Raw genomic sequence first — 17,809 nt, forward strand, 5'->3', positions numbered from 1 at the left:
GGGAAGCACGCCCGGAAGAACGTGTTATGTCAATACTTGACCCAATTGCTCCGCCGGATGCGCTCGAACGCTCTCACGTATCGGGCGCTCTGACGTCTCGAACGCTCTGACGTCTTGAACGCCCTCAGATCAGCGTCAGCTGGGTCGCTTCGGGCGTGGCGGGCGGCTCCGGCTCCGGCGGCCGGATCCGTCGTGGCATTCCCGCGCGCGCGGGCCCGATGCCGTACTCCTGTGCCAGGTCGTGGACCTGACGGGTGATCCGGCGCTGGTACCACTTCGGGGCGTAGGCGCCCTCCGCGTACAGCCGCTCGTAACGGCGCACCAGGTAGGGATGGTGCTGCCCGAGCCAGGCCATGAACCACTCGCGGGCCCCGGGGCGCAGGTGCAGCACCAGCGGGGTGACGGAGGTGGCCCCGGAGGCGGCGATCGCCCGCACGGTCTCGCGCAGTTGCGCCGGCTGGTCGCTCAGGAAAGGGATCACCGGCGCCATCAGCACGCCGCAGCCGATGCCGTGCTCGCCGAGGGTCCGTACGACGTCCAGGCGGCGCTCCGGGGCCGGTGTGCCCGGCTCGACGGTGCGCCACAGCTCGGTGTCGGTGAACCCGACCGAGACGGAGATGCCGACGTCCGTCACCTCGGCGGCCTGCGTCAGCAGGTCGAGGTCGCGCAGGATCAGCGTGCCCTTGGTCAGGATCGAAAAGGGGTTGGCGTGGTCGCGCAGGGCGGCCAGGATGCCCGGCATCAGCCGGTAGCGGCCCTCGGCGCGCTGGTAGCAGTCGACATTGGTGCCCATCGCGATGTGATCGCCCCGCCAGCGGCTGGAGGCGAGCTGGCGGCGCAGCACCTCCGGCGCGTTCACCTTGACCACGATCTGGGTGTCGAAGCCGATGCCCGTGTCGAGGTCGAGGTAGCTGTGCGTCTTGCGGGCGAAGCAGTACACGCACGCGTGCGTGCAGCCGCGATAGGGGTTCACGGTCCACTCGAAGGGCATGCGCGAGGCGCCCGGCACCCGGTTGATGATCGAGCGGGCCCGGATCTCGTGGAAGGTGATGCCACGGAACTCCGGGGTGTCGAAGGTACGGGTGGTCACCGCGTCCGCGCCGAACAGCGCGGCGTCGGCCCTGCCGTGCTCGCCCGGTTCCACTGTGAGGTTCTCCCAGCGCATGACGCCTCCTCGGTAGCGCTGCCCCCACAATAGAACATGTGTTCCCATGATCGTGCGGGCGCCACTCCCGGTCGCCGTACGGAGCCCCACCGGTCGCATCCGGGACCCCGATTTGGCCGCCGGGGAGCGGGGTGGTTGGCTTGCCCCAACCCCGAGAATTCAGGTCCCTGGAGGAATCCGATGGCGCAGGTCGAGGCCACTACCGAGCGGGTCGTCGCGGCGGACCCGGAGAAGGTGTTCGACACCCTCGCCGACTACAGCGGCACCCGCGCGAGGCTGCTGCCCGAACACTTCAGCGAGTACGAGGTGCGCGAGGGCGGTGACGGCGAGGGCACCCTCGTCCACTGGAAGCTCCAGGCCACCAGCAAGCGCGTCCGCGACTGCCTCCTGGAGGTCTCCGAGCCCACCGACGGCGAGCTCGTCGAGAAGGACCGCAACTCCTCCATGGTCACCGTCTGGCGGGTCACCCCGGCCGGCGAGGGCGCCTCCCGCGTCCTGGTGACCACCACCTGGAAGGGCGCCGGCGGCATCGGCGGCTTCTTCGAGAAGACCTTCGCCCCCAAGGGCCTCGGCCGGATCTACGACGCGATCCTCGCCAACCTCGCGACCGAGGTCGAGAAGTAGCCCCGGCTTCGCGAGCACTACCCACCGGCTTCCCAAGCGGTAAGCGCCCCCCGGGTGTTGATCCCCTCACCGGTTCGAGTGGATCTTCCGGGGGGCTTGCCGTCGTGCCGTAACCCGAAGCGCTCACTCGTGGTTGTCGCCCTACGCGGGACTTGTGCGGCAGGCGCGACGAGGGGAGCGGCACATGGGCGGAACCACTCTGGTGCACGGCGAGCTGCGGGAAGAGGCCCAGGACGAACCGGCGTCGACAGGAGCCCTCGAAGACCCGCCCCCGGCCACGGCCACCGAGACGCGACTGAGCCCACGGCGCGTGCTGGTGGTCTTCCTCGCGCTGATGCTCGCGCTGCTCCTGGCCGCCCTGGAGCAGATGATCGTCGCCACCGCCCTCCCCAAGATCGTCGGTGAACTGCACGGCCTGGACCGGATGTCCTGGGCGATCACCGCCTACCTGCTCACGGCCACCGTCGGACTGCCGATCTACGGCAAGCTCGGTGACCTCCTCGGCCGCAAGGGCGTCTTCCAGTTCGCGATCGTCGTCTTCGTGGTCGGCTCCGCCCTCGCGGGCCGCGCGCGGACCATGGACCAGCTGATCGCCTTCCGCGCGGTCCAGGGCGTCGGTGCGGGCGGGCTCATGATCGGTGTGCAGGCGATCATCGCCGACATCGTCCCGCCGCGCCGGCGCGGCCGGTTCCTGGGGCTGACCGTCGCCGCGTTCGGCGTCGCCTCCGTGGTCGGGCCCCTCCTCGGCGGCTACTTCACGGACCACCTCTCCTGGAGGTGGTGCTTCTACTTCAACGTCCCCTTCGGCCTGTTGACCCTGGCCGTCGTCGCCGTCGCGCTCAAGCTCCCCAAGCCGCGCGGCAGGGCCCGGATCGACGTGCTGGGCGCGCTGTTGCTCGCCGCGGCCTCCACCTGCATGGTCCTGCTGACCAGTTGGGGCGGCACCGAGTACGCGTGGGACTCCCGCGTCGTCCTCGGACTCGGCGCCGGGGCGGCCGTCGCGACCGTCCTCTTCCTCGTCGCCGAGCACCGCGCGACCGAACCCCTCATGCCGCTCAGGCTGTTCAGGGACTCCGTCTTCAACGTCACCGGCCTGGTGGGCCTGGCCGTCGGCGTCGCGCTGTTCGGGGCCGCGAGCTATCTGCCGACCTACCTGCAGATGGTCGACGGGGCGAGTGCCACCGAGTCCGGGCTGCTCATGCTGCCCATGACGGGCGGCATCGTCGGCGCCTCGGTCGTCTGCGGCCAACTCATCAGCCACACCGGCCGCTACCGGATCTACCCGGTCCTCGGCAGCGCCCTCTCCGCCCTCGGCATGTGGCTGTTGTCCCGCCTCGGGGCCGACACCCCACGACTCCAGTACAGCGTGTGGATGGCCGTCCTCGGCGCCGGCATCGGCATGGTGATGCCGGTGCTGGTCCTCGCCGTGCAGAACTCCGTGCGCGTCGCCGACCTCGGCACCGCCACCAGCGCCAACAACTACTTCCGGCAGATCGGCGGCAGCGTCGGCGCGGCGATCTTCGGCACCCTCTTCGCCGGACGCCTAGCCGACGCGTTGGAGGAGCGGCTGCCCGCGCGCGCGGGCGCCGGGCTGCCCGACCCCCAGGCGCTCACCCCGCAGCTCGTGCACGCGCTGCCCCCTCGGCTGCGCGACGCCTACGTCCACGCGTACGCCGACGCCATGCCCCGGATCTTCCTCTACCTCGTGCCGGTGCTGGTCGTCGGCCTGCTCGTCGCCTGCTTCCTCAAGGAGAAAGCGCTCCTGCCCCACGACGCCCCCGCCGCCGACGCGGAGAACGGGCGGGTGACCGGCGCGAACGCCCCTGTCCCGTCCACTCGTTCGCCGTACGCCACCGCCCCCGTCCGCGGGATGGTGCAGCACTCCGACGGGACCGTCGTACCGCGCGCGGCCCTCACGCTCATCGACGTCGCCGGACAGCAGATCGGGCGGGCGGCGAGCGGTGAGGACGGGCGGTACACGCTGCCCACGCCCGCAGCGGGGGCGTACGTGCTCATCGCCGCCGCGGGCGGTCACCAGCCGCAGGCGATCTCGGTGACCCTCGGGGAACGCCCCGTCGAACTGGACATCGTCCTGGGCGGCGGCGCCGGACGCCTCAGCGGCAGCGTGCGGACCACGGAGGGCACGCCCGTGCCGGACGCCGCGATCACCCTCACCGACGTCCACGGCGAGGTCGTCGCCACCACCCGCGCCGGGCGCGAGGGCGGGTACGCCATCCCCGAACTGGTGGCGGGCGAGTACACCCTCGCCGCGAGCGCGCCCGCGTTCCGCCCGGCCGCGCTGCCCGTCACCGTACGGGCCTCCCGGGAGACTTACCAGGACGTCGAACTCGTCGGAGGCGCCGTCCTGCGCGGCACCGTGCGCGCCGGCGGCGGGCGTCCCGTCGAGGACGCGCGTGTGACGCTGCTGGACCTGACCGGGAACGTCGTGGACAGCCTCACCACCGGCGCCGACGGAACGTTCCGGTTCGCCGACCTCGCCTCCGGCGAGTACACGGTGATCGCGACCGGCTACCCGCCCGTGGCCACCGTGCTCCAGGTGGCGGGCGGCGGACCCACGGAACGCGACCTCCACCTGGGGCACGAGGAGTGAGATCGCGTCCCGTGTCGCGCCGCCTGTCGCGCCACGTATCGCGCCCCGCGCGCGGGTCCGTGCGCCGGAGCGCACCGGGTGGAACCAATTCCAGAAATGCCGCACATGGCGAACGGACCCGGTCGTAACGTGGTCGCGCGGGGGCAGATCTTGCGGAGCTCTGGGGAGGGTCTGGGCCATGGACCGTGGCATCGACAGGGATGCACCTCCTGGGCGCGTCCCGCTGGCCGTGGTCGTGGTCGACCGTGAGGGCCTCGTCTCCCACTGGAGCACGGGAGCGCGCCGCCTCTTCGGCGCCGCCAAGGAGGACGCCGTCGGGCGGCCCGCCCTCGACCTGCTCCCCGTCTCCGGCGCGCTCCCCGAGCAGGAGGACGAAGTCTCGTACGGGTCCTTCGCCGCCTACGACGGCCTCGGGCCCGACCTCGAGTCCTCCCTCGACGGCCGGCTGTCCTATCCCGCGGCCGGCCGCGCCCGCCTCACCGCGCCCGAGCAGGACCGCGGCCGCGTGGACGTGCTGTGGTGGGCCTACCCGCTGGTCGGCCCCGGCCGGGGGCGGCTGCTCGTACTGGCCGCGGACGCGGCGGGGCTGCGGGCCGGTGAACCCGAGGGCGTGGCCGTGGAGCGGATCGCGCCCGGATTCGCCCTGCACACCGACTTCCCCGGAGCCGGGGAACTGGCGCGCGGGCTGTCCGAGATCCTGCCCAGCATGAGCGTCGAGGAGAGCGCCCGCATCGTCGCGCAGGTCCTCGAACTCGGCTACCCCGTCCTGGAGTTCAGCCAGAACGACCGGGTCCCCGTCACCCCGGACTGGGGCGTGGCGCGACGGGCCGAGCGTAAGGCGCGCCGGGAGCGGGCCGCCCGGGCCGCGGCCGAGGGACGGCCCGTGCCGGACGACGTCGCCGACGAGAGCGAGGACCTCGAGTACGCGGCCGTCCGCGAACGCCTGGAGTTCCTCAACGAGGTCAGCGGCAGGATCGGCACCTCGCTCGACCTCTCCCGGACGATCATCGAGGTCAGCCAGGCCGTCGTCCCACGCTTCACCGACGTCGCCGGCACCTATCTGCGCGAACAGGTCGTCGCGGGGGAGGGCTTCCCCGAGGGCGCGCCGGACACGACCACGATGTGGCACCGGGTCGCCGTCGAGCACACCGACGAACCCGGCCGCTGGGACGACGTCGTACCCGTCGGCGAGGCCATGCCGTTCCCCGCGCACACGCCGTTCTTCCAGTGCATGACCACCGGCGAGCCCGTCCTCGTCCCGCGCATCAGCGAGCAGATGGGGCACGCCATCGCCTCGCAGTTCGAGAAGCGCGACATCCGGCCGCTCATCACGGGCCGCTCCATGCTGGTCGTACCGCTGAAGGCCCGTGACGTCGTCCTCGGCTTCATGATCCTGCTGCGCCACCCCGAGCGCGTCGAGTTCAACGACATGGACCGTGTCACCGGCGCCGAACTCGCCGCCCGCGCGGGGCTCGTGCTCGACAACGCGCGCATGTACACCCACCAGGAGTCCGTCGCCGAGACCCTCCAGGACAGCATGCTGCCGCACATCCCGCCGCGCATGGCGGGCTGCGACATCGCCACCCGCTACCTGCCGGGCACGCTGCTGGGACGCGTCGGCGGCGACTGGTTCGACTCGGTGAAACTACCCGGCGCCCGCACCGCCCTCGTCGTCGGCGACGTCATGGGCCACGGCCTCAACTCGGCCGCGATGATGGGCCAGTTGCGTACGGCCGTACAGACCATGGCCGCCCTCGACCTGCCGCCCGCCCAACTGCTGCGCAACCTCGACGACCTCGCCCAGCGCCTCGGCGACACCTACCTCGCGACCTGCCTGTACGCCGTGTACGACCCGATCGCGGGCGAGCTGCACCTCGCCAACGCGGGCCACATCCCACCGGTCCTGGTCCGCGCCGAGGACGGCCGCAGCGAGCTGCTGGACCTGCCGACCGGCGCGCCCATCGGGGTCGGTGGGGTGCCCTTCGAGGCGGTACGCGTGCGCGTGGAGCCCGGCGACCGGCTGGTGATGTGCACCGACGGTCTCGTGGAGGTGCGCGGCGAGGACATCGGCGTGGGCCTGGCCGCGCTGTGCGAGTCGGCCGCCCACCCGGCCGCCTCCATGGACGCCGCCTGCGACACGATCATCCGAGCCCTCAACATCCAGGGCGGCCGCAAGGACGACGTGGCCCTGCTGATGGCCCGCCTGAACGGCATCGAGCCCGACGACGTGGCGGAATGGCGGCTGGCCCTCGACCCGGCCGAGGTCGGCCGGGCCCGCGCGGCGGTGCGCGAACAGCTCCACGACTGGGGCCTCGCCAGGATCGCCGACAACGCCGGGCTCCTCGTCGGCGAACTGGTCACCAACGCCCTGCGCCACTCCCACGCCCGCCCCGTCGAACTGCGCCTCGTGCGCGGCGACACGCTGCTGTGCGAGGTGGACGACGACAACCACGAGCTGCCGACGCTGTTGAGTGCCGGGCCCGGGGACGAGTTCGGGCGGGGGCTGCGCGTGGTGAGCACGCTGGCCCGCGCATGGGGCACGAGCCGCAGGGGCGCGGGCAAGACCGTGTGGTTCGAACTGACCCTGCCGCGCCGCTGAGCGGGGCCCGGCGGCGCAGGTCTTCCCCGTCCGCGCCCTGAACACGGCGCGGGAAGTGGGTGTTTCCGCGTACACGGCTCGAACGCCGCGTGAAGGAATGCGCACCACGCTTGTCGCCGTACCCGGGCGGCGGTAGACCGTACTGGCCCGTCACTCACGACGGATCGGCGCCGACCCTGGGGAGTGGTCATGAGCGTGACGAGCCGGTACCGGCAGGCATGGGAGGGTTTCTGGAGGGAGGCCACCGACGAACCGGGCGCCGTGTTCTGGGACGCGGAGCCCACCTTGACCGTAGGCCCCCACCTCGCGCTCTTCGAACCCCTGCTGACCGATCCCACGCTGCCGTTGGTGGACCTCGGCTGCGGCAACGGCACCCAGACGCGCTTCCTCGCCGACCGCTTCCCGCACGTGGTCGGCACCGAGCTGGTCGCCGAGGCCCTCGACCACGCCCGCCGCGCCGACCCGGCCGGGCAGGCGACGTACCGGCTGCTGGACGCGGCGGAGAAGAACGAGACCGAGACACTGCACGCCGAACTCGGCGACGCCAACGTGTACATGAGGGGCGTACTCCACCAGTGCGAACCCGAGGACCGGCAGCCGCTGGTCGACGGGATCGCCACACTCGTCGGCGAGCGCGGCAGGGCCTTCCTCGTGGAGCCGTCCCAGGACGCCCGTCCCGTCCTCCTGGAACTGGCGCAACGGCCGGACGGCCCCCCGGCCAAACTGGCGCCCATCCTGAGGCACGGCATAAGCCCTGGCGAGGTGGCCGACGACGCGGTGCCCGACCTCCTGCGCGCGGCCGGGCTCACCGTCGTGGCGAGCGGTGAACTGCCCCTGACGACCACGGAGTACGAGCCGGACGGCACCCGGATCGTGCTGCCGTCGACGTGGCTGGTGGCGGCCCGAGCAGTGTGACTGCCGTCACATCAACAAGGGTCGCTCCGGCTGTCACACTCCCGCGGCGCGGAGTGTCAGGGCAGTGAAGGAAGCCGATGAAGCGGCCCGTGGCACAGCGCCCCGGTCGCGACCCGATGAGGAGCTGCTGCCATGTCCACCACCTACGTCGTCGTCACCGTCCTGGGCGCCGTCATGGCCGGTTTCTCGGCCGCCTCGGTCTTCTTCCACGCCGAGTGGACGGTGAAGCCGCTGGCCGACTACGGCGTCCCGCGCGCCTGGTGGCCCTGGCTCGGCGCCGCCAAGGCCGCCGGGGCCGCCGGTCTGCTCGCGGGCCTGTTCGTGCCGGTGGTCGGCGTGCTGGCCGGGATCGGTCTGGTGCTGTACTTCCTCGGCGCCGTCGTGACCGTGCTGCGGGCACGCTGGTTCTCCCACGTGCCGTTCCCGCTGCTGTACGCGGCGCCGGTGGCCGCGTCGCTGGTCCTCGGCTTCTGAGCGACCGGTGAACGTGCAGGAGGGGGACCGGCGGACGTGCCGGCCCCCCTCGCTTGCTTCGTCAGGCGGCGAGCACCGCGACCTCGATCCCCTCCAACCGCTCCCGGTCCGCCACGACGTCGATCCCCGTGATGCCGTCCGCGGTGACGGTGAAGGCCAGGACCAGACGCAGGCGCCCCTGCGCCGCCATCGCCAGGCCGACCCGCCCGTCGAGCAGCGCGAGCCCGGTGAAGCGGGCCCGGCCCATGGCGGCCATCGCGCCCTCGGCGACCGCCCGGCCGCCGCCGACCACGATCGGCTCGGGAGTGGGGACGACGAACCGGTCGGCGGTCAGGACGACATCGGGGTGCAACAGCGACACCAAAGCCTCGAAGTCCCCGCCCCGCGTGGCCGCCAGGAACGCCCCCACCACCTCGCGCTGCCGGGCCATGTCGACGGCGGCCGACGCGGGAGCGCTGCCCCGCACCCGTCGGCGGGCCCGGCTCGCCAACTGCCTCGTCGCGGCCGGAGTCCTCTCGATCAGCGGGGCGATGTCGTCGAACGGCACCGCGAACAGGTCGTGGAGAACGAACGCCAGCCGCTCGGCCGGCCCGAGCGTGTCGAGAACGACCAGCAACGCCACCCCGACGGAGTCGGCCAGCAGCGCCTCCTCCTCCGGATCACCACCGTCCCCCGGACCCGCGGCCCGATCGGTCACCCGCAGGTCGAGCGGCTCCTCCTGGCGCGCCCGACGCGAACGCAACATGTTCAGACACACCCGCCCCACCACGGTGGTCAGCCACCCACTGAGGTTCTCCACCCCGGCGACATCGGCCCGCAGCCACGCCTCCTGCACGGCGTCCTCGGCCTCACTCAGCGAGCCGAGCATCCGGTAGGCCACCGCCCGCAGATGCGGCCGGTCGGCTTCGAAGCGTTCGGCGGACAGCGCGTACGTGGTCATCGGTCGCGTACTCCGTTCACGGCGGGTGCCGGCGCGTCACGCGGAGGGCGCCGGCGATCTCCCCGTTGTGCGCGCGGCTCGGGGCACGTCGCGATCGTAGCTCCCGCCGATCACCGCTCGCCGTTTCGATGCTCAGGCCCGCAGGGGCGTCGTCACCGCAGGCACAGGGCCTGCTCCGACCCTTACGGTGCATCCGCGGCTGCCGGTCGTGCCGCCGAAGGCCGCGGAAGGCGCTGTGCGGGAATGCGGCCGGCCTCCCGCCTCTTCGTGGCAGGTGTACCCGGCGACGCGTAACGTGACGTTTCATGAAGATCCTCATCAGCGCCGACATGGAAGGCGCCACCGGCGTCACCTGGCCCGCCGATGTGTTGCCGGGGACGGCGGAGTGGCAGCGGTGTCGGAGGATGTTCACGTCGGATGTGAACGCCGCGGTGCTGGGGTTCTTCGACGGTGGCGCGGATGAGGTGCTCGTCAACGAGGCGCACTGGACGATGCGGAACCTGCTGCTGGAAGAGCTGGACGAGCGGGTGGAGATGCTGACCGGGCGGCACAAGGCGCTGTCCATGGTGGAGGGTGTGCAGCACGGGGACGTGGATGGCATCGCGTTCGTGGGGTACCACGCCGGTGCCGGGATGGAGGGCGTGCTCGCGCACACCTACCTCGCGAACTCCATCACCGGGGTGTGGCTGAACGACGTACGGGCGAGTGAGGGGCTGCTGAACGCGCGGGTCGTGGCCGAGTACGGGGTGCCGGTGGTGCTGGTGACCGGGGACGACGTGGCCTGCGAGGACGCGCTCGGGTATGCGCCGGAGGCGTTGAAGGTGGCGGTCAAGGACCATGTGTCGCGGTACGCGGCCGTGTGCCGGACGCCGGGCCGGACCGCCGCGGACATCCGGGCGGCGGCGAAGGCGGCGGCGGAGCTGGCGGTGCGTCATGAACCGGTGCGGGGCGGGCCGTTCACGGTCGTCGTGGAGTTCGACGCGGAGCATCTGGCGCTCGCCGCGACCGTCGTGCCGGGTGTGAGCCGTGTCGGGGAGCGGAAGGTGGCGTACACCAGCGGCACCATGTACGAGGGGATCCGGACGTTCAAGGCGGTCACCACGATCGTGGCGGCGGCGGTGGAGGAGGAGTATGGCTGACGCACAGGCGAGGGACGAGGTCGTCCGGTTCACCTCGGAGCTGATTCGCATCGACACCAGCAACCGGGGCGGCGGGGACTGCCGGGAGCGGCCGGCAGCCGAGTACGCGGCCGAGCGGCTGGCCGAGGCGGGAGTGGAGCCGACGCTCCTCGAGCGTGCCCCGGGGCGGACCAACGTCGTCGCCCGGATCGAGGGGACCGATCCCTCGGCGGCGGCGTTGTTGGTGCACGGTCACCTCGACGTGGTGCCCGCGGAGGCGGGGGACTGGAGCGTTGACCCGTTCTCCGGCGAGGTCCGCGACGGGGTGGTGTGGGGCCGGGGCGCGGTCGACATGAAGAACATGGACGCGATGATCCTGGCCGTGGTGCGCGCCTGGGCGCGGCAGGGTGTACGGCCCCGGCGCGACCTCGTCCTCGCCTTCACCGCCGACGAGGAGGCCAGCGCCGAGGACGGTGCCGACTTCCTGGCCCGCCGGCACGCGGAACTGTTCGAGGGCTGTACGGAGGCGATCGGCGAGTCCGGCGCGTTCACCTTCCACGACGGCGCCGGGCGCGAGATCTACCCCATCGCGGCGGGGGAGCGCGGCACCGGCTGGCTGAAGCTCACCGCGCGCGGGCGCGCCGGGCACGGCTCGAAGGTCAACCGGGAGAACGCCGTGACGCGGCTGGCCGCCGCCGTCACCCGCATCGGCGCGTACGAATGGCCGCTGCGGCTCACCCCCACCGTCAGCGCCGCACTCACCGAACTCGCCGCGCTCTACGGCATCGAGGGCGGACTCGACGACGTCGATGCGCTGCTGCGCAAGCTCGGCCCGGCGGCCTCCCTCGTCGAGGCGACGGTCCGCAACAGCGCCAACCCGACCATGCTGGAAGCCGGTTACAAGCTCAATGTGATCCCGGGGGAGGCCGTCGCGTACGTCGACGGACGGTATCTCCGGGGCGTCGAGGACGAGTTCCGCGCCACCCTCGACGAACTCACCGGCCCCGACGTCGACTGGGAGTTCCGCCATCACTCGGTCGCGCTCCAGGCGCCGGTCGACGCCCCGCTCTACGCCAGGATGAGGGCCGCCGTCCAGGAGTTCGCGCCCGAGGGGCACGTCGTGCCGTACTGCATGTCCGGCGGCACCGACGCCAAGCAGTTCTCCCAACTCGGCATCACCGGCTACGGGTTCGCCCCGCTGAAGCTCCCGGAGGGCTACGACTACCAGGCCCTCTTCCACGGCGTCGACGAGCGCGTCCCCGTCGAGGCGCTCCACTTCGGCGTCGACGTCCTCGACCGCCTCCTGCGGACGGCCTGAAGGGGAGCGGGGGAGAACATGCGGACCCTGGCGTACGGATCGTGGCCCTCGCCCGTCGACGCGGCCCTCGCCGCCGCGCACGACGGGCAACCCGAGTACGTGGGCTTCGTCGGCGACGAGGCCTGGTGGACCGAACCGCGGCCGACGGAGGGCGGCCGCCGCACCCTCGTACGGCGACGCGCTGACGGCCGTGAGGAGTCGGTGCTGCCTGCCCCGTGGAACGTGCGCAGCCGTGTCATCGAGTACGGCGGACACCCCTGGGCCGGGGCCTCGCGGGACGACGGCCCGCCGCTCGTGGTCTTCGTGAACCACGCCGACCAGCGGCTCTACCGGTACGAGGCCGACGGCGAGCCCCAACCCCTCACCCCCGTGTCGCCGGTGGGCGGCGGACTGCGCTGGGCGGAACCCCTGCTGCGCCCCGAGCACGGTGAAGTGTGGTGTGTGCTGGAGGAGTTCACCGGCGACGGCCCCACCGACGTACGCCGGGTGATCGCGGCGGTTCCGTTGGACGGCTCGGCCGCGCGGGAGCGGGACGCCGTACGCGAACTCACGGACGACCGGCACCGGTTCGTCACCGGGGTGCGGCTGTCGCCGGACGGGCGGCGGGCCGCCTGGCTCGCCTGGGACCATCCGCGCATGCCGTGGGACGGCACGGAGCTGGTCGTCGCCGAGGTGGACGAGGACGGCCGGCTGCGCGAGCCGCGCACGGTGGCCGGCGGGCCGGAGGAGTCCGTCGCACAGGTCGACTGGTCGGCAGACGGCCGACTCCTGTACGCAGCCGACCGAACGGGCTGGTGGAACCTCTACCGCGACCACGAGCCGGTGTGCCCCCGCGAGGAGGAGTTCGGCGGACCGTTGTGGAAGCTCGGGTACCGCTGGTTCGCCCCGCTGGAGTGCGGACTGATCGCCGTCGTGCACGGCCGCGGCGCCACCGCGCTCGGCATCCTCGACCCGGAGACCGGAGAGGTCGTCGACGCGGCGGGCCCCTGGACCGAGTTCGCGCCCGCCCTCGCGGCGCACGGGGACCGGGTCCTCGGCGTCGGCGCCGGTCCGCGCAGCGGGTACGAGGTGGTGGAGCTCGACGCCCGCACCGGCCACGCCCGCGTCGTCGGTGCCGCCCACGACGACGCCGTCGACCCGGTGTACTACCCCGAGCCGCAGATCCGCACCTTCACCGGCCCCGCTGGACGCCAGATCCACGCCCACGTCTACCCGCCCCACCACCCCGGCTGCGCGGCGCCCAGCCACGAGCTGCCGCCGTACGTCGTGTGGGCCCACGGCGGGCCCACCGGCCGCGCCCCGCTCGTCCTCGACCTGGAGATCGCCTACTTCACCTCCCGCGGCATCGGTGTCGCCGAGGTCAACTACGGCGGCTCCACCGGGCACGGTCGCGCCTACCGGGACCAGTTGCGGGAGCAGTGGGGCGTCGTCGACGTCGAGGACTGCGCGGCCGTCGCGCTCGCCCTCGCCGACGAGGGCACCGCCGACCGGGCCCGGCTCGCGATCCGCGGCGGCAGCGCGGGCGGATGGACCGCGGCGGCCTCCCTCGTCACGACGGACGTCTACGCCTGCGGCACGATCATCTATCCGGTCCTGGACCTCGCCGGCTGGGCCGCGGGAGGCACCCACGACTTCGAGTCGCGGTACCTGGACACCCTGGTCGGGCCGCCGGACCTGGTGCCCGGACGGTACGCCGACCGCTCGCCCGTCGAGCACGCGGACCGCGTCACCGCGCCCTTCCTGCTGCTCCAGGGCCTGGACGACGTCATCTGCCCGCCCGCCCAGTGCGAGCGGTTCCTCGACCGCCTGTCCGGGCGGGGCGTGCCGCACGCCTACCTCGCCTTCGAAGGAGAGGGCCACGGCTTCCGGCGCGCCGAGACCATGGTGCGCGCGCTGGAGGCCGAACTCTCGCTGTACGCCCAGGTGTTCGGGCTCGATGTGCCCGGCATCACGACATTGGAGCTGACCTCGTGAAGGAACCCGGATGAAGGAACTCGTCCGCCCGCCCCGACTCGCCCCCGGCGCCCGGGTCGCCGTCGTCGCGCCCAGCGGGCCCGTGCCCGAGGAGCGGCTGCAGGCGGGGCTCGACGTGCTGCGCGGCTGGGACCTCGACCCGGTCGTGGCCCCCCATGTCCTGGACCGGCACGGGGAGTTCCCGTATCTGGCGGGCACGGACGCCGACCGGGCCGCCGACTTCCAGGGCGCATGGTGCGACCCCGCCGTCGACGCGGTGCTGTGCGCGCGGGGCGGATACGGAGCGCAGCGGATCGTCGACCTGCTCGACTGGGACGCGCTGCGGGCGGCCGGACCGAAGGTGCTGGTCGGCTTCAGCGACGTCACCGCGCTGCACGAGGCGTTCGCCGTGCGGCTCGGCCTGGTCACCCTGCACGGGCCGATGGCGGCGGGCGTCGACTTCCTGAAGAACGCGCGGGCCCAGGAACACCTGCGCGCCACGCTCCTCGCCCCCGAGACGGTACGGGTCATCTCCTCGGGCGGCCGGGCCCTGCTGCCAGGCCGGGCGCGAGGCGTCCTCCTCGGCGGCTGTCTGTGCCTGCTCGCCGCCGAACGGGGCACCCCGCACGCCCGCGCCTCGGCGGACGGCGGGCTGCTCTGCCTGGAGGACGTGGGCGAGGAGACGTACCGCCTGGACCGCTACCTCACCCAACTCCTGCGCGCGGGCTGGCTGGACGGGGTGCGGGGGGTGCTGCTCGGCTCGTGGGAGCGGTGCGACCCGTACGACCGGGTGCGCGCCCTGCTGGCCGAGCGGCTCGGCGGACTGGGCGTCCCCGTCGTCGAGGAGTTCGGCTTCGGGCACTGCGAAGGGGCGCTCACGATCCCGTTCGGGGTCGCCGCCGAACTGGACGCGGAGGCGGCCACGGTCACACTCGACGAACCGGCACTGCGGTGAGCCCGAGATCCGCGGCAGGTTCCCCGTAGGGTGGCCGGATGCCGCACATCGCCTCCCGTTACCTCGCCGAGGGCCCCCGCGTGGGCATACGCCACTTCACCCACGAGGACGGCGCCGAGTTCGTCGCCCGCGTCCGGGAGAGCAAGGACCTGCACCGGCCCTGGCTCTTCCCGCCGGACACCGCCTCCGCGTACGCCGCCTACGCGGAACGGCTGATCGAGGACCCGACGAAGGCCGGGTTCCTCGTGTGCGAGAAGGACGCCGGTGAGGGCTCCGGCTCCACCACCGGGTCCATCGCCGGGTTCGTCAACATCAACAACATCGTCGAGGGCGCCTTCCTCAGCGGAGCCCTCGGTTACGGAGCCTTCGCGCACGCCGCCGGGCGCGGGCTGATGCGCGAGGGGCTCGACCTCGTGGTGGGGTACGCGTTCGGGCCGATGCGGCTGCACCGGCTGGAGATCAACGCGCAGCCCGGCAACGCGGGCTCGATCGCCCTCGCCCGTTCGTGCGGCTTCCGGCTGGAGGGCTACTCGCCGAACATGCTCTGGATCGACGGTGCCTGGCGGGATCACGAGCGGTGGGCCGTCACCGCCGAGATGCGGGCTTGAAGTTGATCTTCATGGTGTCGAGGTCCGTGACGGTCGACTTCAGCTCGCCGAAGCCGTACCCGAGCCCCCTCAGGGTGGTCTCGGCCCGGTCCTCCGCGATCGCGGCGGCCATCTCCTCGCCGTCCGACGCGTCCGACACGACGACGTACCGCATCGAGAAGTGCTTCAGCGGCGACGGCTCGTACGACAGCGAGCCCTCCTCGGTGAACCGCATGCTGGTCAGCCCGTGGTCCCCGGCCTCGGCGAGCAGCCGGGCGCGGGCCTGTTCGGTGAGGCCGTCCCAGGTCCCCCGGACGATCACCCGGTAGGTGTGCCGCTCGCTCACGTGTCCGTCCTCCATACATGCTGGGTTTCCCGTTGAAGGCCAGACTCTACGGCGACGCGCCGTGGGGGGCACCTCCCACGCCCCCAGGAGGACCTGACGAACCTGGAGGGGCTGCGGCCCTGCCTGCGCAGGGAACGACTAGGCGCGGCGTCTGTCGACGTACTCGTAGATCGTGCCGTCCGGGTGGCGGGCGATCAGGTTGCGGCCCACCGGCGTGGGGACCGGGCCCGCGATGACGTCGGCGCCCAGTTCGGTGAGGGTCTTGTGCGCCTCGTCGACGTCCGACACGGCGATCGTCGCGGCGACCTTGCGCAGCACCTCCAGCTCGGCCTCCGGTCCGCTCATCAGGAGGAAGAAACCGAGCGCGGCGACCTGCACGCCGCCGCGTTCGAAGCGGAGGGCCTCGCTGCCCACGAGCCGTTCGTAGAAGGGGATCGCGGACTCGAGGTCGTCTACGCAGATGCGCAGCGTGGCTCCCAGAATGTCCATGGGAGGAGCCTAGTTGGTCCGCCGGAGGAGGAGATCGTGGCCTGCGATTCCGGGTACCGCGATCGTCCTGACCGGCGTTACGCGGCCGTCACGGGGGGTACCCGGCGCCCATGGACCGCATGGATCACCTGGAGCATCTGGACAAGCATCTGGTCGACGAACTGGCGCAGGTGGCGCGCGAGACCATCCGCGAGGAACTGCGCGAGCAGACCCGCAGGCAGCGCCGCAAGGCCATGCTGTACGCGGCCTCCGGAGCGGTTGCCCTGTACGCGGGCGCGGCCCTCGCCCTCGCCGTGGGACTCGCCCTGGCCATCGGCCTGCCGGACTGGGCGGCCGCCCTGATCACCGCGGGGATCCTGGGCGTGGCGGCCTACGTGCTGCGCGGCGCCGCCCACCCGCACGCGTCCCGGCCGGCGCCCGGGCACGAGAGCGAGCACGCGGCCGACCACGGACGCACCATCGGCGGCACCCCGCCGGTCGCGCCCCCGAGCGGACTCGGCATGCCGTACCCGCCGATGCCGTCCGTCGCGCCCGGCAACGCCCCCGGCACCCCCGGCAGGTACGGGTCCGCTGCGCCCCGCCAGGACGACATCGACCCCGAGTCGCCGCAGCACGGGGCGTGATGCCGCATGCCCACGTCTGTGACACGGCCGCTGACGAAGGGGCGCAGGGCCGTAGTGGTGACCGGCGCCAGCGGAGGCGTCGGCCGGGCGACGGCTCTGGCGTTCGCCGCGCGGGGCGACCGGGTCGCCCTCCTGGCCCGAGGACGCGAGGGCCTCGCCGCGACGGCCGACGAGGTGCAGCGGGCCGGGGGTGAGGCGCTCGTCGTCACCGTCGACATGGCCGACGCCAAGGCGGTCGACGACGCGGCCCAGCAGGTGGTCGACGCGTTCGGCCGTATCGACGTGTGGGTCAACAACGCCTTCGCCGGGGTCTTCGCGCCCTTCACCGAGATCAACCCGGACGAGTTCCGCCGGGTGACCGAAGTGACGTACCTGGGCTACGTCTTCGGCACGCGGGCCGCGCTGCGGCACATGCTGCCGCGCGACCGGGGCACCATCGTGCAGGTCGGCTCCGCGCTGGCGTACCGCGGGGTGCCGCTGCAGTCGGCGTACTGCGGGGCCAAGCACGCGATCCAGGGCTTCAACGAGTCGCTGCGGTGCGAGTTGCTGCACACGAAGAGCCGGGTCCGTACGACGATGGTGCAGCTGCCGGCGGTCAACACTCCCCAGTTCGAGTGGGTGTTGAACCGGATGCCGGGGCGGGCGCGGCCCGTGGCCCCGGTGTACCAGCCGGAGGTCGCGGCGCGTGCGATCGTGCACGCCGCCGCGCACGGGCGTCGGCGGGAGTACTGGGTCGGCGGTTCCACGGCCGCCACGCTCATCGCCAACGCGGTGGCGCCCGGCATCCTGGACCGGTATCTGGGGCGGACCGGGTTCGAGGCACAGCAGGAGGACGGAAGCCACGAGGGGCCCGGGAACCTGTGGAGCCCCGCAGACGGGCCGCACGGGCACGACTTCGGGGCGCACGGGCGCTTCGACGGGGAGTCCGCGTCCGGGAGCCCCCAGGAGTGGGCCTCGCTGAACCGGGGGCGTGTGGGCATGGGCCTGCTGGTCGGCGGGCTGGGCGCCGCGGTGACCGCCGGGCTGCGCCGCCGCGGCCGGGCGCCCTTGCGGCGGACGTAACTCCCGTCACCCGTAGCCCCTTGTACGGCC

Annotated in this window: 16 protein-coding genes; 12 read left to right on the forward strand and 4 right to left on the reverse strand. The window is 72.7% G+C overall.

What is annotated here, in order from left to right; genetic code table 11:
• Positions 1 to 124: 124 nt before the first annotated feature.
• A complete protein-coding gene (locus tag ACGFNV_RS00590; RefSeq protein ID WP_393618210.1) occupies positions 125 to 1,165 on the reverse strand; it encodes an Rv2578c family radical SAM protein in 1,041 nt (346 codons plus the stop codon).
• A gap of 180 nt (positions 1,166 to 1,345) precedes the next feature.
• Between ACGFNV_RS00590 and ACGFNV_RS00595 the strand changes: the two genes are divergently transcribed.
• From ACGFNV_RS00595 to ACGFNV_RS00615, 5 genes are all read left to right on the forward strand, one after another.
• Positions 1,346 to 1,789: an SRPBCC family protein gene (locus ACGFNV_RS00595; RefSeq protein WP_393618212.1), complete on the forward strand. Its 444-nt coding sequence runs from the start codon at positions 1,346 to 1,348 to the stop codon at positions 1,787 to 1,789.
• A 184-nt stretch (positions 1,790 to 1,973) separates the two neighbouring features.
• Positions 1,974 to 4,400 (forward strand): MFS transporter, encoded by a 2,427-nt coding sequence (locus ACGFNV_RS00600; protein ID WP_393618213.1) that lies wholly within the window; start codon positions 1,974 to 1,976, stop codon positions 4,398 to 4,400.
• A 178-nt stretch (positions 4,401 to 4,578) separates the two neighbouring features.
• Positions 4,579 to 6,999 (forward strand): SpoIIE family protein phosphatase, encoded by a 2,421-nt coding sequence (locus tag ACGFNV_RS00605; protein WP_393618215.1) that lies wholly within the window; start codon positions 4,579 to 4,581, stop codon positions 6,997 to 6,999.
• Between the two features lie 189 nt (positions 7,000 to 7,188).
• Positions 7,189 to 7,914 carry a class I SAM-dependent methyltransferase gene (locus tag ACGFNV_RS00610; protein ID WP_393618216.1) on the forward strand — a complete coding sequence of 242 codons (726 nt, stop codon included), beginning with the start codon at positions 7,189 to 7,191 and terminating at the stop codon, positions 7,912 to 7,914.
• Positions 7,915 to 8,046: 132 nt separating this feature from the next.
• Positions 8,047 to 8,388, forward strand: a complete 342-nt coding sequence (locus ACGFNV_RS00615) for a DoxX family protein (protein ID WP_393618218.1) — start codon at positions 8,047 to 8,049, stop codon at positions 8,386 to 8,388.
• Positions 8,389 to 8,449: 61 nt separating this feature from the next.
• Here ACGFNV_RS00615 and ACGFNV_RS00620 read toward each other — a convergent pair whose 3' ends face one another.
• The gene (locus tag ACGFNV_RS00620; protein WP_393618220.1) at positions 8,450 to 9,328 is read right to left on the reverse strand and encodes a sigma-70 family RNA polymerase sigma factor; all 879 of its coding nucleotides are present in this window, start codon (positions 9,326 to 9,328) and stop codon (positions 8,450 to 8,452) included.
• A gap of 305 nt (positions 9,329 to 9,633) precedes the next feature.
• On the opposite strand from ACGFNV_RS00620, the gene ACGFNV_RS00625 reads away from it, so the two are divergent.
• The 5 genes from ACGFNV_RS00625 to ACGFNV_RS00645 are packed head-to-tail and all read left to right on the forward strand — an operon-like array spanning position 9,634 to position 15,280.
• Complete coding sequence (locus tag ACGFNV_RS00625) at positions 9,634 to 10,467, forward strand: M55 family metallopeptidase (protein WP_393618221.1); 834 nt, start codon at positions 9,634 to 9,636, stop codon at positions 10,465 to 10,467.
• Positions 10,460 to 11,764, forward strand: a complete 1,305-nt coding sequence (locus tag ACGFNV_RS00630; RefSeq protein WP_393618222.1) for a M20/M25/M40 family metallo-hydrolase — start codon at positions 10,460 to 10,462, stop codon at positions 11,762 to 11,764. Before ACGFNV_RS00625 ends, ACGFNV_RS00630 begins: the two co-directional genes overlap by 8 nt.
• 18 nt (positions 11,765 to 11,782) lie before the next feature.
• Positions 11,783 to 13,738, forward strand: coding sequence for an LpqB family beta-propeller domain-containing protein (locus tag ACGFNV_RS00635; RefSeq protein ID WP_393618224.1), 1,956 nt, complete (start codon positions 11,783 to 11,785; stop codon positions 13,736 to 13,738).
• A gap of 10 nt (positions 13,739 to 13,748) precedes the next feature.
• A complete protein-coding gene (locus ACGFNV_RS00640) occupies positions 13,749 to 14,672 on the forward strand; it encodes an LD-carboxypeptidase (protein WP_393618225.1) in 924 nt (307 codons plus the stop codon).
• A gap of 38 nt (positions 14,673 to 14,710) precedes the next feature.
• Positions 14,711 to 15,280 carry a GNAT family N-acetyltransferase gene (locus tag ACGFNV_RS00645; RefSeq protein WP_393618227.1) on the forward strand — a complete coding sequence of 190 codons (570 nt, stop codon included), beginning with the start codon at positions 14,711 to 14,713 and terminating at the stop codon, positions 15,278 to 15,280.
• Here ACGFNV_RS00645 and ACGFNV_RS00650 read toward each other — a convergent pair.
• Positions 15,258 to 15,605: a DUF6204 family protein gene (locus tag ACGFNV_RS00650; protein ID WP_393618228.1), complete on the reverse strand. Its 348-nt coding sequence runs from the start codon at positions 15,603 to 15,605 to the stop codon at positions 15,258 to 15,260. The genes ACGFNV_RS00645 and ACGFNV_RS00650 overlap by 23 nt on opposite strands.
• A 138-nt stretch (positions 15,606 to 15,743) precedes the next feature.
• The gene (locus tag ACGFNV_RS00655) at positions 15,744 to 16,094 is read right to left on the reverse strand and encodes a VOC family protein (RefSeq protein ID WP_393618229.1); all 351 of its coding nucleotides are present in this window, start codon (positions 16,092 to 16,094) and stop codon (positions 15,744 to 15,746) included.
• A 110-nt stretch (positions 16,095 to 16,204) separates the two neighbouring features.
• Between ACGFNV_RS00655 and ACGFNV_RS00660 the strand changes: the two genes are divergently transcribed.
• Both ACGFNV_RS00660 and ACGFNV_RS00665 read left to right on the forward strand, forming a co-directional pair.
• A complete protein-coding gene (locus ACGFNV_RS00660; RefSeq protein WP_393618230.1) occupies positions 16,205 to 16,717 on the forward strand; it encodes a phage holin family protein in 513 nt (170 codons plus the stop codon).
• 6 nt (positions 16,718 to 16,723) lie between these two features.
• Entirely contained in the window at positions 16,724 to 17,779 is a 1,056-nt protein-coding gene (locus ACGFNV_RS00665; protein ID WP_393618231.1) for an SDR family oxidoreductase, read from the forward strand.
• Positions 17,780 to 17,809: the final 30 nt, after the last annotated feature.

This window comes from Streptomyces sp. NPDC048751 (genome assembly GCF_043198595.1).
Taxonomy (GTDB): Bacteria; Actinomycetota; Actinomycetes; order Streptomycetales; family Streptomycetaceae; genus Streptomyces.

Coding starts and splice junctions, on each gene's coding strand:
- ACGFNV_RS00645 (WP_393618227.1), top strand. CDS start 14,711: ATGCCGCACATCGCCTCCCGTTACCTCGCCGAGGGCCCCCGCGTGGGC.
- ACGFNV_RS00595 (WP_393618212.1), top strand. CDS start 1,346: ATGGCGCAGGTCGAGGCCACTACCGAGCGGGTCGTCGCGGCGGACCCG.
- ACGFNV_RS00635 (WP_393618224.1), top strand. CDS start 11,783: ATGCGGACCCTGGCGTACGGATCGTGGCCCTCGCCCGTCGACGCGGCC.
- ACGFNV_RS00655 (WP_393618229.1), bottom strand. CDS start 16,094: ATGGACATTCTGGGAGCCACGCTGCGCATCTGCGTAGACGACCTCGAG.
- ACGFNV_RS00605 (WP_393618215.1), top strand. CDS start 4,579: ATGGACCGTGGCATCGACAGGGATGCACCTCCTGGGCGCGTCCCGCTG.
- ACGFNV_RS00610 (WP_393618216.1), top strand. CDS start 7,189: ATGAGCGTGACGAGCCGGTACCGGCAGGCATGGGAGGGTTTCTGGAGG.
- ACGFNV_RS00620 (WP_393618220.1), bottom strand. CDS start 9,328: ATGACCACGTACGCGCTGTCCGCCGAACGCTTCGAAGCCGACCGGCCG.
- ACGFNV_RS00665 (WP_393618231.1), top strand. CDS start 16,724: ATGCCCACGTCTGTGACACGGCCGCTGACGAAGGGGCGCAGGGCCGTA.
- ACGFNV_RS00615 (WP_393618218.1), top strand. CDS start 8,047: ATGTCCACCACCTACGTCGTCGTCACCGTCCTGGGCGCCGTCATGGCC.
- ACGFNV_RS00640 (WP_393618225.1), top strand. CDS start 13,749: ATGAAGGAACTCGTCCGCCCGCCCCGACTCGCCCCCGGCGCCCGGGTC.
- ACGFNV_RS00660 (WP_393618230.1), top strand. CDS start 16,205: ATGGACCGCATGGATCACCTGGAGCATCTGGACAAGCATCTGGTCGAC.
- ACGFNV_RS00590 (WP_393618210.1), bottom strand. CDS start 1,165: ATGCGCTGGGAGAACCTCACAGTGGAACCGGGCGAGCACGGCAGGGCC.
- ACGFNV_RS00625 (WP_393618221.1), top strand. CDS start 9,634: ATGAAGATCCTCATCAGCGCCGACATGGAAGGCGCCACCGGCGTCACC.
- ACGFNV_RS00630 (WP_393618222.1), top strand. CDS start 10,460: ATGGCTGACGCACAGGCGAGGGACGAGGTCGTCCGGTTCACCTCGGAG.
- ACGFNV_RS00600 (WP_393618213.1), top strand. CDS start 1,974: ATGGGCGGAACCACTCTGGTGCACGGCGAGCTGCGGGAAGAGGCCCAG.